The 13,138-nt window shown below is 50.2% G+C and carries 10 protein-coding genes; 3 read left to right on the top strand and 7 right to left on the bottom strand.

The annotated features are described in order from the left end of the window. A partial coding sequence (locus tag C7B16_RS22775) for an autotransporter outer membrane beta-barrel domain-containing protein (RefSeq protein WP_123059915.1) occupies positions 1–146 on the top strand: 146 nt, incomplete at its 5' end. Positions 147–279: 133 nt separating this feature from the next. Beyond that, positions 280–912 (top strand): LysE family transporter, encoded by a 633-nt coding sequence (locus C7B16_RS22770; protein WP_000249004.1) that lies wholly within the window; start codon positions 280–282, stop codon positions 910–912. A gap of 388 nt (positions 913–1,300) precedes the next feature. Here C7B16_RS22770 and zorD read toward each other — a convergent pair whose 3' ends face one another. The 4 genes from zorD to zorA1 are packed head-to-tail and all read right to left on the bottom strand — an operon-like array spanning position 1,301 to position 9,628. After that, entirely contained in the window at positions 1,301–4,540 is a 3,240-nt protein-coding gene (gene zorD, locus C7B16_RS22765; protein ID WP_107180189.1) for a type I Zorya anti-phage system protein ZorD, read from the bottom strand. Further along, positions 4,540–6,327 carry a type I Zorya anti-phage system protein ZorC gene (gene zorC, locus C7B16_RS22760; protein WP_107180188.1) on the bottom strand — a complete coding sequence of 596 codons (1,788 nt, stop codon included), beginning with the start codon at positions 6,325–6,327 and terminating at the stop codon, positions 4,540–4,542. The genes zorD and zorC overlap by 1 nt, the downstream gene beginning before the upstream one ends. Then, positions 6,324–7,061, bottom strand: a complete 738-nt coding sequence (gene zorB1 / locus C7B16_RS22755; protein ID WP_001515827.1) for a type I Zorya anti-phage system protein ZorB1 — start codon at positions 7,059–7,061, stop codon at positions 6,324–6,326. The genes zorC and zorB1 overlap by 4 nt, the downstream gene beginning before the upstream one ends. A gap of 11 nt (positions 7,062–7,072) precedes the next feature. Beyond that, entirely contained in the window at positions 7,073–9,628 is a 2,556-nt protein-coding gene (gene zorA1, locus C7B16_RS22750) for a type I Zorya anti-phage system protein ZorA1 (protein ID WP_107180187.1), read from the bottom strand. Positions 9,629–10,039: 411 nt separating this feature from the next. Between zorA1 and C7B16_RS22745 the strand changes: the two genes are divergently transcribed. Beyond that, positions 10,040–10,180, top strand: coding sequence for a hypothetical protein (locus tag C7B16_RS22745; RefSeq protein ID WP_258182607.1), 141 nt, complete (start codon positions 10,040–10,042; stop codon positions 10,178–10,180). 168 nt (positions 10,181–10,348) lie between these two features. On the opposite strand, the gene C7B16_RS22740 is transcribed toward C7B16_RS22745, so the two are convergent. The 3 genes from C7B16_RS22740 to C7B16_RS25705 form a co-directional block, all read right to left on the bottom strand. Beyond that, positions 10,349–11,731, bottom strand: coding sequence for an amidohydrolase family protein (locus C7B16_RS22740; protein ID WP_001515825.1), 1,383 nt, complete (start codon positions 11,729–11,731; stop codon positions 10,349–10,351). A gap of 9 nt (positions 11,732–11,740) precedes the next feature. Further along, positions 11,741–12,691, bottom strand: a complete 951-nt coding sequence (locus C7B16_RS22735; protein WP_000661655.1) for a carbamate kinase family protein — start codon at positions 12,689–12,691, stop codon at positions 11,741–11,743. 174 nt (positions 12,692–12,865) lie between these two features. Next, positions 12,866–13,138 (bottom strand): hypothetical protein (locus C7B16_RS25705; protein WP_219906389.1); only part of this gene is annotated, 273 nt, incomplete at its 5' end.

Here is a 13,138-nt window from a genome sequence, read left to right as displayed (position 1 = left end):
GTGCGCGTAACATCGGTGAGTTAAAAGTCGGGGTGGAAGGTCAGCTTAATCCGCGTCTGCAACTGTGGGGCAACGTCGCCCAGCAGTTGGGTGACAACGGTTACAGCGATACCCAGGGAATGCTGGGTATGAAATATCTCTTTTGATGCCACTTTGCCGCCTGTCGCGTACAGGTGGCACTCTTTTTAGATCCGCGTTCTTTGTGATCGCGCTCGCATTCAGTCATTTTTACTATAAATATGATGAAGTTAATTCAGCTTATTTATGAGTGAAATCACTATGGTTCCTTTGCACGCCGTTTACCTGACCGTTGGACTGTTCGTTATCACCTTTTTTAATCCCGGGGCAAATCTCTTTGTCGTGGTTCAAACCAGTCTGGCTTCAGGCCGTCGCGCGGGCGTACTCACCGGGCTTGGTGTCGCGTTGGGCGATGCCATCTATTCCGGGCTGGGGTTGTTTGGAATGGCAACGCTCATTACCCAGTGTGAAGAGATTTTCTCACTCATTAAAATCGTCGGCGGCACTTATCTCTTATGGTTTGCCTGGAACAGTATGCGCCGACAATCAACACCACAGATGAGCGCGCTACAACAGCCCCTTAGTGCCCCGTGGTATGTATTTTTCCGCCGTGGATTAATTACCGATCTCTCTAATCCACAAACAGTTTTATTTTTTATCAGTATCTTCTCAGTGACGTTAAATGCAGAAACGCCGACCTGGGCGCGTTTAATGGCCTGGGCAGGAATTGTGCTCGCGTCTGTTATCTGGCGTGTATTTCTTAGCCAGGCGTTTTCTTTACCGACCGTGCGTCGCGCATACGGGCGTATGCAGCATGTCGCCAGTCGGATTATTGGTGCAATTATCGGTGTCTTCGCGCTACGGCTGATTTATGAAGGGGTAACACAGCGATGAGCTGATAATGGTATATCCAGGTCATCAACTTAATTGAGAAGTTGGACCGCCATCGAGGCCTCGAACCCCGTACCATACAACAATCCTGGTTGTCGTCTGCTCTTCCTGATGAGCTAATGGCGGTTTTTGATATGAGCCTTACAGTATTATTCGCTGTCAGGCTTTGGTGCGATGCATAAGATACAGAAAGCGCCCCATGCAAACTTGATGGAATTATGATTTTTTTCATATAAATGTCAACTCATACATTCACAAAATATATTTATTATTCATAAACCAAGCAACACCGAATCCCTGTCGGTTGACTTGCCCTGCCCCGGCATATTCAGGGTTATAGAAGGGGGCAACTTCGCGCTCTTTTAAGTCTTGTCATCAACCATTGCGTTCCCTATGTCGGGGGAGCGCCCGCCAGCACCGCTTCAAAATCTGCGGCGGTCAGATCGCTTGCCCCTTTGAGCATATCTCTGGCCAACGCTCTGCGTCGGTTCAGTAATTCATCCAGCGTTTCTTCAAAAGTCATTAACTGGCTATCACGCACTGTCGGATAATAGACGTAAACATCTTTCTGCTGCCCAATGCGGTAGGCTCTGTCAGTCGCCTGATCTTCCTTCGCCGGATTCCAACAGCGGGTAAAGTGGATGACATGATTCGCTTTTTGGACATTGACGCCAAACCCAACGGCGATGGTGGATAAAATAATAACGTTAAAACCTGGCGTTGATTGAAATGCATCGATCAGGCTCTGACGATTTTGGTCACTGCCAGATTTGGTGCTGGTATCACCATTAATAATAAAAGGCTTAAAGCCAAAATGCTGCGCAATCAGATGTTGCAGCTCTCGTTGAATATCGCGCAGTTCCGTAAAAATAATCACTTTGTCATCAGATGACTGGCGAATGGTGTTTAACGTCTCCAGCAGCCATTTTACTTTCGGAGCATCGTTACGTAAGCGCAAATCTGCACTTACGGAATAAGGCCATGCGCAAATAAGTTTCAACCGATGCAGCAACCCCAGCATACCTGAGCCTCGTTGATCCAGCCCTTCGCTGATCTCCTGTTGGTTTTGCCAGCTTACAACCGAGTGGGTATAGAGATCCCGTTGCAATGGCAGCATATTCAACTGTTTACAGTACTGATCTTCAATCTTATCCGGCAGATCTTTCGCTACTTCTTCTTTGGTGCGGCGCAGTGTCTGCGGTTCTATTAATTTGCGTAGCGATTCGAGGACAGCATTATCATTCTGTTGCTCAATGGGGCGCAGATAATCTTTACCAAAATTATTTAAAGCCCCCAACAACCCCGGCTGAACGAAGTCAAATAAACACCACAGATCGACAAGGGTGTTTTCGACTGGTGTTCCGGTACATGCGACTTTAAATTGCGCCTGAATGGCTTTTGCCGATTGGGTTATTAATGCCGCCGGATTTTTGATTTTCTGCGCTTCGTCGCACACCATTATGGACCAGGGCTGACGAGCCAGGGAAAATTCCTGATCGCGCAACGTCTCGTAGGTAGTAAGAACAATATGCGCGTCACCCACCCAGTCATTTTGCAGTAAGTTCTTAATGCCCTTGCTTTTAAGTGCCTGAGGAATGCTCTCTTTCGCGCACTTCTTCGCCTTAAGCTCATTACCATAGAGTTTTAAAATCGACACCTGCTCGCGCAGGAAGAAATTCCCGACCTCACGTTCCCAGTTATCGAGTAACGATACCGGAGCAACAATCAGCGAGGGGGGCGCATCCGGGAAACGTTCTCGATGCCAGATGAGAAAGGTTAAAATCTGTAAGGTTTTACCCAACCCCATATCGTCCGCCAGTAAACATCCCGCCGTCTCGGTTGGCGACTTTAGATACAACTGTTGGAGCCACGCCACCCCTTTACGCTGATGTTCACGTAGCTGAATGGACGTTTTGAGGATCATCGGCAGTTCGACTTCTGCCTGATGTGCGCCGAGCAAGGAATCCCGCCGTTGTTTAACATACAGCGCCTGCTCAATATTTTGTTCTATCAGCAGAACGGCACGACTAACCGGTTCACTGCTTACGCCATCATTTGTTTCGCCATCGATTTTCTTTTTCCATTTATCGTGGAAAATTTCTGCTTCTTCGCGAGGCAAAAGGTTGTCGTTCCAGGGCATGGCAACTTCCGGCGCATCCGTGGCTTTTGCCTCTTCCAGCCGCTCTTCCAGTTCCTGAAAATGTTGATGATTATCGAGATCCCAGCCAGAGAACATGACCTCGCACATCTCTTGCGCAAGGTTCTCCGGAAGCCATTTTTCACTTTCACTTTTGACCAGATAAGGCGAACTGATTTTTTCAAATTCACCGATCCCGATAACCCGGTCACTGTATTTGTTGAGATCGAGAACGTGGGTAAAATTCATTCCCGCCGCCTGTTGCTGCCAGTTTTCAAGCAACGCCTGATAACCTTGCAGTTCTTCCTGGCTGAATCTGGAAAGCTCCAGATCGTAACCCTGCCAGACTCCGGCGGGCAGTTGTGCCGCTAACTTTTGTTCCAGTTCAGAGAGCAACGCCGCCAGTTCACCTGGGCGTTTAAAGATATAGGTTTCATCCGGCACGGATTGTTCAGTTCTGGGGCTGAGAAAAAGCGTTACAGATGCAATTTGCCTGTTTTCATCGATCTGCGGCTCCAGACGAAAATCATAAAAGTAGATCCCGGCGTCCTGTAAATTCTGCTCGTAAACGTCAGGATCGAGCACCTGGCTCGCCTCTTCACCAATCCAGGTGTAGGGATTGCGAACAAATGAGAGCGCATCATCCCCCGCCACGCGACGCCCGGTAATAGCGTGCACGGAGGTCAGGACGTCTTTGACTTCAGGAGAAAGAATGACATGATTTAAGACACCATCATCCCCTAAAACACGGTAACGATCCTGCACCTGTTGCGTACGGTCAAAAATCTGTAACCAGTTTGCAGGCTGCTCATCAAAAACCGGTTCAATTTCCAGTACCGGAGTATCTACCACCAGCGATTTTCGCAGTTTTAACTGTAACGATTCTGGCCTGATAACGATCGTTTTTGCGAGATAGTCATCCAGTTTTGCCCCTGCTTTTTTGGCCTGCCGCCGTATTTTAGCCCAACTGGTTTGGTTGACCGTTTCGCCCGGCGTCTGTCGCTGCTGCAATCTGAGTTGCTGTAGTGCGTCCAGAAGCTGCCAGTTCTCTTCGCTTAACACAAAGGTGCCTTCCGCAGAGGAAAAGCTGGCTCCCGTGCAAGTTATTCCGACGGGGCGATAGTCGTCGGGCTGCGTCCATTTATCAATGAAAACGCGAAAAGTATCATCGCTAATACTTCCCGTTGCAGCAAGATGAGCCGTCAGATTGCGCTGTGGAGGAAAAGCGAAAATCGCCAGGCTGCTGGCATAGTCATCATTTTTCCGGATGCGATAAAAATCATCCCAGCTAAGAAACCAGCAATCAGACCAGTGTGAAACATAATCTTCCTCATGAAGCTGTTCCAGACATGAGGCGACAGGCCAGTTATCTTCACTATCAGCAAGACTAAAGGGGAAAGCAAAGCCCTCCTCTTTCATTACATACAGCGGCACAAATGAAGCGGGTAGTGAGGTATTCTCTTTAATAAATTTACCCAACAATTTTTTGAACACTATTTGCTCCAGTAAGTAAGTTTACCCAGCACCGGTTTAAACCCGAGGCTGAGTAATTTTTGCGCCGCTTCATGGTCAGGCTCATTGAACTGAATGTGGATTGCGCCCCCCAGCCCTCGTTTATCCATCACTTTACAATCGACCGAACGAATAACCTCCCGGATTTGCTGTTCCCGGCCAGGTAGCTCTTTTTTGGCTTTTAACGCTGAGGCGATGATGTTGATTTGCTCTTCCCGGTCTGACTTTGCATCACTGACTTCATGTTCAGGCAACGATGCAGGCTCTGGCCGACTCACGGTCTTTGACGCATTGAAGCGGGAGGCATCCAAAGTGACAGAGGGCTGATTTACATCTTCCGCAACGTAATCAATGCCCAACTTACGAAGTTCTTCGTCATATCGGCTCATCCAACCTTCAATTCGGTTGAGTGAGTAGCGAAATACCGGCGACAAATGCGGTAAACGCAACCGGACTTTGCGCCGGTTATTCCGCTTATCTTTCAGATCATAATCAATATCAAGAATGCCGGTTTCCGGATTAAAGGGCGCATTCCCCATATGGTAGGCATACATCGCCCCCACTTTCGAAAATTCGACAAACAGATAATCGCCAATGCGCATAATCATGGCATTGTTATCGCGTGAACCAGAGCCTTGCAGGCGGCTTAATCGCCCTGCGTTTTTCGCCCTGAACTCAACATAATCGGCATCTTTGGATCGCAGCGCCTCTTCGCCCAGCACAATGCGCGTATAGCTCATCTGATTGGCAAAACGTAGCCAGTAGAACAGGCGCGCATGGTCAACATCCCGATTGCCTTTCAGCAACTCAAAGAACAGTTTCAGGTCGTCTTTGGCGAACCACCCTTGCACCATCAGTAATACGGGATTTTCAACGTGAACCTGCCAGCTTTTATTACGACTGGTTAACTGCGGATTTCCCCAATATTCCAGGGCCAATTGCTTGAGTTCGAAATGTGTTTGATGTTTAAAAGCCGACTGATAATAACGGGTCAAAGTGGCTGCCAGAATATTATCTTTAAACCGCGTAAGCTGGCGGCTTAACGCGATAAGCGAATTAATTTTCTGCTGAAAATCATCGTCATTCTGGCGAAAAATCTCATTGACCAGGTGGTTAACAATTTTGCGCCATAACCAACTGGTTTGCGGAATTTGCGCAACTTTCTCCAGCACCGAAATATCCGTTATTTCTCCGCGCCCGAGCTGTTGTCCGAGAAGAAACCCTGCATTATCGGTAAAAATATCGCTATAGGTGTCAATGACCGACATCCAGGACATCTGACGCGGCGCACGCTCCTTAATCTGTTGAAAACCTTGGTAAATCTTCGTGCGTAGCTGCAGCCACTGCGGATTCTTTTCTGGCGTATCGCTGGCATGACCAAAGTAGCTGGTACATAACGCCAGCCATTCCCGCCGCGTTAACCGCCGCTGCGCAATTTTTTGTTCAATTTCAGCGATAATTCTCGCAAAGTTTGTTGCATCATCCATCAATGCAATTTCAAACAGATCGCCTTCTGCTACGTCATTGAGGCCAAAAAAAATCATCTTCCATTCGAAGGGCTTTGGCATCTCCCCCGCACGCAGTCGGGCAATGGCCTGTCGGCGTTTCTCCAGAGGGGGAACCATCTTCACCGCGCGAGCATCTACCTTTCTCTCAAGTTGCGCGATAACGCGCTGAAGATAGTTAAAAGCGTGACTTACCGTCGGCTGCGCGTTCTGCTCTCTGTAGGGAAGTAAGCGGGTTTTCAGTTTTTCAATAGCGGAAGTCATTGCATGATTCCTAGCTGACAGGTTTCCTGGCTAATGCCTGGAACAACATCCATGCTTTCATCGTGCTTTTTGTCTTTCAGGCCAAAGAATTGCATCCGCAGTTCTACGCGACGGCTGGCCTCTTTGCTCTCTTTCGCATTGTTGAACGAAACCCCACCCGCCAGAAATAATTTGCGGATCTGGACTTGCTGTTCCGGGGTTATTTTTTGCTGTAGCGCGCTTCTGCTATCCAGCAAACTGCACATCACCCACTCCGAGCGTTGCAACGAAAGATGCAAGTTATAGAGATAAGAACCATCGGTATCCGTAAAACCTTCTATAACAATTTGCTTAAACCATTTTTTGCCTTCATCGCTATTTGCCGCCTCCAGCACTAACGGCACCACATCCTGTAGCGCCTGTAATCCTTCGGCGTTAAGCGCGAAGCGATTGTGCTCAAAACGCCCTGCTTCACCAAAGCTGATACGGTTATCATGGCAGTCAACCTGAATCGTCTTGTTGAGATTTTTTGCCTGAAGTTCAAGTTTTTCACACAGGCGAGCGATATCATGCCCGCGCGATCTCTCCCCGGCTTCCGCCTGCTGAATTCGCTGCGTAACAGAGCTAAGCGACGCCACCATCACCACCAGAAACAACACCATCATGGCAGTCATCAGATCTGCATAGGAGATCCAGAAAGGTTTTTCCGCTTCATCGCTGCGCCGTTGCCTGCCATTAAATACCCGGTTAAACATCAGCCTGTTCCTTACGCGCGACGATGACGGAGTACCGTTTCCAGCGTATCCACGCTTTCACCGATAATCTCAACCGAAGAACTTAAGGCTCCTGCCGCTTTAGTCAGTTGCGTATCCATCTCCTGTAGTGAACGATTCAGGCCGTTTTCCACCCCGGTCGTAAAGGATTCAAAACTGGTTCCCATCACCTCGGCAATGTTATGCAGGAACTCCTGAGCCTCGCGGTTATATTGTTGCAGGCGTTCGGAATACGCCTTCAGATCGTCAACAAAACGGCTGCGGGATGATTGTTCATCATGGCTACGGTTAATCAGCGTTTCGAGTGCGGTTATGGCATTCGCCACGACTTCACGGGTATTACGATAATCAGCAATCAATGCCCCCAACTCCGCGCTGGCACCGGAAAGCGTGCGCCCTGCCTGTTGCGTGCTATTCAGCACCTCGGCGGTCAATTGATTAGCCTCGGCAACGCGATCGCCCGCGGCTTCAAAGCGGTCGGCGGCCACGCGCATTTTGTCGGCTCCTGTTTGTATCTCTTCCAGATGGCGCGTGGTGTTTTGCGCCATCCGTTGCAGCAACTCGCCAGAGGCTGATTGCTGTTCACGTAGCATCTGCATCAGCGACTCAACCTGACTTTCAAGCTGACCAATGATTCGCTGCGCTTCCTGTTGCAACGCACTCTGCGCTGATTGCTGTTGCTGACTGAGCGACTTCTGACCTTCTTCCAGTTGTCCAAACAGGCTGCCAAGTTGGCTACCCAATTGATCAATACCGCTGGTCATTTTCTCTCGCAGGGTATCCTGGCTGGAATGCATGGTTTGCTGTAACGACGTCATAAACTGTTGTTGTTGCTCGGCCGCCGCCTGCTCACGCGCTTCGCTACGTGCCAGGAGCTGCTGAGTCTCTTCATGCAGCACGCGTTGCCCTTGTTCCTGAGTCTGGCTCATCTGTTTTTGCCCGGACTCCAGTTGGCTGAATACGCCCGCCAGGTTTTGCGTCAGCGCTTCCACCCCTTTGCTCATATTGCCTATCAGCAGATTTTGCGCCTGATTTTGCTGCTGATTAAGTTGCTGCTGGCCATTTTCCAGTTGTGCGAAAAGCGTTGCCATATGACTGCCAAGCGTATCCACAGAAGCTGCCATTTTTTCCATGGTTTCATTTTGCCCTTGCTGAACACTGGACTGGATAGCCTCAATAAAAGCGCGCATCTGTTCCGCCATCGCTTTTTCACGCGCTTCACTGTCGGCAAAGATTTTTTCCAGTTGTTGTGCCATCCGTTCGCCCGCACCCTCACCTTCTGCGCCAATACGGGCAACGGACTCCTGCAAACTACGCAGCATCTCATTCATCCCTGCCTGCATCTCCTGCTGACCGCTTTTCATTTCGCTTAACAGTTGAGAGATCAGTTGCGCGCTGCCCTGACGTGAGTCATCCCCGGCCTGACGCATATCCTGCAACAACGTAGAAAAACCGCTTTGCATCGACTGAATGGCTTCCACAGAACGCCCCATCATCTCCTGCATGGTGGTGAACTGCTGACCAAAGGTGTTATCCATTTTGCTCATAAAGGCAGTCAGGACGTTCTCCAGCATCGACTGCACACGATGGCTCTGATCGCCGGAAGCGGTTTGCACCACACCAGCAATTTTATCCAGCGGATTTTTCAGACTGGTTTCAATAGCGCCACTGACCTGTTCAGCAAACTGTTGGCCTGACTCGCGATATGTCGTTGATAATGTCTCTGCCAGCTTTTCATTTTCCCGCATCTGGCTATCTACCAGGTTTTGCAGCATTTCACGCAGGTCAGTGACCAGACCATCCTTAAGTTGCCTCGCATGGGTGGTGTTTTCTTTAGTACTGGAAAGAAGTTGCGAAAGGTAATCTTCACCGACGCCGCCTTCAAAAAGCTGGTCAATGCTGGCGGTAAGGAGTTCAAGATTTTTATAACATTGCGCCAGTCGCCATTTTTCAAACATGGTGACCAGAATAGAGAACGTAATAGCAAATGCCGAACCTAAAAACGCATACAGAACGTCGCGTAAAAGGTTAGCGACACTGGCGCTGACCTGCTCTGGCGTGCTGGGGTCAAAATGGTGCAAACCAATCATCAGCCCCGAAAAGGTGCCGATAATCCCAATTCCGGTCAGGATGCCAGGGAGATGTTTAAACGCTTCTGTATAGAGAGGAATTTCGACTAATAATGGTTCCGTAAACCATGCTGACGACGGAGCCGTTGAGCGGATGGCGCTAATTTTTTTTTGCCCGCTGTTTTCATCAAACTCAAACTGGCGATGTAGAGACTCTTTAAATTCGCTCCAGGGGTGCGCAAAAAATTTATCAGAGAATAACGCGTCTAATTTTTCGAGTTGTTGTGCCGGTTTTTCATTGCCAAGTAGCCGAATTGCTTTCGCTTTTTGTTTAAAGCGTGCTGAAACCCTAAATGAAGGAATAGCGTAACGGACAATGAAACCCAACAACAAAACCCCAACCACAATAGCGACATAAATCGGCACATTTTCTGGATTAACAGAGGTTAACGTGTCGAGGAACGAAGTCAGCGAAAACATCTAAATACCTTGAGTGAAGGAAAAGAAATTTGCAGGGCAGAACATCACCAGCAAGGAAAAAAACCGCCCGCTCATTATAGGAAAAGTCTCGATTTTTACATCTACAAAACGTTATATATCTCATAAAAACATTGATCAAACACATGCGTAAGAAATTTAAATCGCTTGATGGGAATAATTCACAGAATTTATGCTTTTTGACACAAAGATTGTGGATTTTATTTTTTGCCGCCGGGCTTACGGATGAAACTTTTTCATGGAGTGCGCGGCTTCTAATAACGTCCAGTCACTATTCAACGAGACAATTAAATGAGTGAGATTGACATTAAGGGCGATGAAACGCTGGTTGCTCTGCTACTGAACGCCGACAAAAACGAATACCACCAACGCCAATAAATTCATTTTGCGAAAATGGAACAACAATCGCTTAATGCCGCAAAAGTCGCAATTAAGGACGCCCGTCAGGCGCTCGGCCAATTCCAGCAAAATATGCTGGATAAGCCGTTACAGACCAGCCGCATGTTGATGGAAATGAAGATGGTAAACCGGTGAAGTATTATGCGTTGCCGAATGCTTAAGGCGACTCGTAAGATTTGCTGTGTGGTTAGTGGAACCACACACTATTTCTCATGTTCAGGAGAATCAAAGCCAACAAAGCCATATTCAGGCGCCCCCATCCCTGGGGTTACTGCTCGCCGTTACAAACGCGTCAAATGCACATCACCCTGTCACACTCCCCCATACCAGTTGTCCTTTATGGAACGTCGCCGTGCGCGGCGAGATACGCGCCACCGCCTCGGCGGAACAGGAGGCATCCACCAGCACAAAACTGGCGTCATCCTGCGCTTTTGGCCAGACGCGCTCGCCTTTTTCATTCAGCGGCAAAACGTCACCAGTGGCTAAAAACAGCGAACGGGACAGGTTTTGTTCGTTAGGGCGAATATAAAGCTGCGCGTACAAATTGGCTTTCTCCAGCATGTCGCCCAGGCCGTAAGGCGACCAGTGATCAATAACGCTGTCGGTGCCGGTCATCACTTTTACGCCCTTGTCGTGTAGCTGCTTGAGCGGCATATGCAACGTGCCAATCGGCACCGTCGAGGCGATAGAAATTTGCTGCGCCGCCATCCGGTGCGCCAGTTCATCTACCTGTTGCTCGTTGAGCATGGCCAGCGCAAAGGCGTGGCTGATGGTCAGCTTGCCTTTTAGTTGCGGCGTTTTCTCTACCGTTTCAACCATATAATTGATGGCCGCCACGCCCGCCGGAGTGGTTTCGTGCAGGTGAATATCGACGCCTTTGTCATAGTCCAGCGCAATCTGGAACATGGTGTCGAGAGATTTTTCCATCGCACCATCAACACTGGTCGGGTCCAGGCCGCCGACGTAATGCGCGCCTGCCTGCATCGCTTCGCGCATTAAGGGTTCCGATTTCGACAGCAGCAAACCGTGCTGCGGGAAGGCGACAATTTCACACTCGAAGCCCGCCTGACGTCGCGCCAGCACCGCCTGCAAATTTTGCAGATTTTTCAGGCCGGAAACCGGTTCGATATTGCAGTGGCTGCGGGCAATGGTGGTGCCTTTCGACTGCAATAAATCGATCAGTTTTTCCGCCCGCTCCTGAGTGTACGGTTGCAGCTCCGGCAGCATTTTCTGCTCGAGCTTGATCATGTCCTGGATGGTGGTGCCTGCCGGGCGATTGAGTGAACGCCACGGCCCGCCGTAAAAGGTTTTGTCGAGATGAATATGCATGTCGCGGGTGGTGGGCAACATCAACTTACCGCCAGCGTCATAGTGCGGCAGCGTGGCGTCCGGATGCTGCTTGTTCTCGCGCAGCGCAACAATTTTGCCGTCCTGAATCTCCACGGTCTGGCGCGCCGTGCGGGTCTGCACCGCCACGCCGTTTTCGTAGTCAAAACCGTTTTCCAGCAGCACGTTGTCGAGATAGTAATGCGGGTCAGTGATTTTCATGGTGTTGTTCGCTTCGCAGTGGATTGTGTCAGAGGCTGCCGCATGGGCAAGCGGCACAGACGTACCAAACAGCGCGGCGGCGGTGACCATCTTACCGCTCTGGCTCAGAAACTCACGGCGGCTATTGCTTTCTTTCATCTTACGTCCTTACGTTTTAATAATATGAGTGCCCGTTTCACCGCGCAGCGCCGCGGGCAGGCATTCCGGCGTGGTGATAATCACTTCTTTGCCGCCCTGTTCCAGGAACGTCAGGCTGGCGATGATTTTTGGCAACATGCTGCCGGGCGGGAAATGCCCTTCCTGCATATAACGGGTCATAGTGGCAATATCTACGCGATCCAGCGCCTGCTGCTGCGGTTTGCCAAAGTGGATACACACTTTTTCCACACCGGTGGTGATCACCAGAATGTCGGCGTGAATTTCACGCGCCAGTAGCGCGGTAGAGAGATCTTTGTCGATAACCGCGTCCACGCTTTGGTAATCCCCCGCTTCGCTGCGTACCACCGGAATGCCGCCGCCGCCCGCACCAATCACCACAAAGCCCTGTTGGATCAGCGCTTTAATAGCAGGTGCTTCGACAATACGTTTCGGTTCCGGCGAGGCGACAACGCGGCGATAGCCCCGTCCGGCATCTTCTACAAAACGCCAGTCAGGGTTTGCCTTTTGTAATGCGTCACGCTGGGTTTCACTGAAGAATGCGCCAATAGGTTTGGTGGGATGAGCAAAACCCGGATCGTTTTTATCCACTTCCACCTGAGTCACCACGGTGACGGCTTTTTTCTCGCCGTGGCGGGCAAGCCGGTTATTCAGCGCCTGTTGGATCAGGTAGCCAATGCCGCCTTGCGTATCTGCCACACAGTTCGCCAGCGGCGTTAGGGGCAGCCCTTCTCGCTCATGGGCAATCTCCGCGCGGCGTAAATCCAGACCGACCTGCGGCCCATTGCCGTGGGTCAGCACAATGTCGTAATCGGAAGCCAGCATTTCCAGCACCGTATCGGCGACGGCTTTCACCGCCTCCGCCTGATGCTCAATCGACTGGCTGGCGTTATCTTTGATAATGCTGTTGCCACCAATGGCAACGACCACAAGTTCTTTCATGTTGTTATGTCCGCTACAGAGGATGATGGGGTTATGACCAACGCCAGACTGCCTGATGCGCTACGCTTATCAGGCCTACAATTCTCGTGCCATTTGCAGGCCGGATAAGGCGTTCTCGCCGCATCCGGCAATGGTGACAAATGCCTGATGCGACGCTCGCGCGTCTTATCAGGCCTACTGATTCTTGCACCATTCGCAGGCCGGATAAGGCGTTCTCGCCGCATCCGGCAATGGTGACAAATGCCTGATGCGACGCTCGCGCGTCTTATCAGGCCTACTGATTCTTGCGCCATTTGTAGGCCGGATAAGGCGTTCACGCAGCATCCGGCAATGGTGACAAATGCCTGATGCGACGCTCGCGCGTCTTATCAGGCCTACTGATTCTTGCGCCATTTGTAGGCCGGATAAGGCGTTCACGCAGCATCCGGCAATGGTGACAAATGCCTG

This window comes from Escherichia sp. 20412-1 (assembly GCF_003027595.1).
In the GTDB taxonomy this organism is placed as follows: Bacteria; Pseudomonadota; Gammaproteobacteria; order Enterobacterales; family Enterobacteriaceae; genus Escherichia; species Escherichia marmotae.
This window is presented reverse-complemented; position numbering and strand designations above follow the sequence as displayed.

Coding starts and splice junctions, on each gene's coding strand:
- C7B16_RS22770 (WP_000249004.1), top strand. CDS start 280: ATGGTTCCTTTGCACGCCGTTTACCTGACCGTTGGACTGTTCGTTATC.
- zorC (WP_107180188.1), bottom strand. CDS start 6,327: ATGACTTCCGCTATTGAAAAACTGAAAACCCGCTTACTTCCCTACAGA.
- zorB1 (WP_001515827.1), bottom strand. CDS start 7,061: ATGTTTAACCGGGTATTTAATGGCAGGCAACGGCGCAGCGATGAAGCG.
- zorA1 (WP_107180187.1), bottom strand. CDS start 9,628: ATGTTTTCGCTGACTTCGTTCCTCGACACGTTAACCTCTGTTAATCCA.
- C7B16_RS22745 (WP_258182607.1), top strand. CDS start 10,040: ATGGAACAACAATCGCTTAATGCCGCAAAAGTCGCAATTAAGGACGCC.
- C7B16_RS22740 (WP_001515825.1), bottom strand. CDS start 11,731: ATGAAAGAAAGCAATAGCCGCCGTGAGTTTCTGAGCCAGAGCGGTAAG.
- C7B16_RS22735 (WP_000661655.1), bottom strand. CDS start 12,691: ATGAAAGAACTTGTGGTCGTTGCCATTGGTGGCAACAGCATTATCAAA.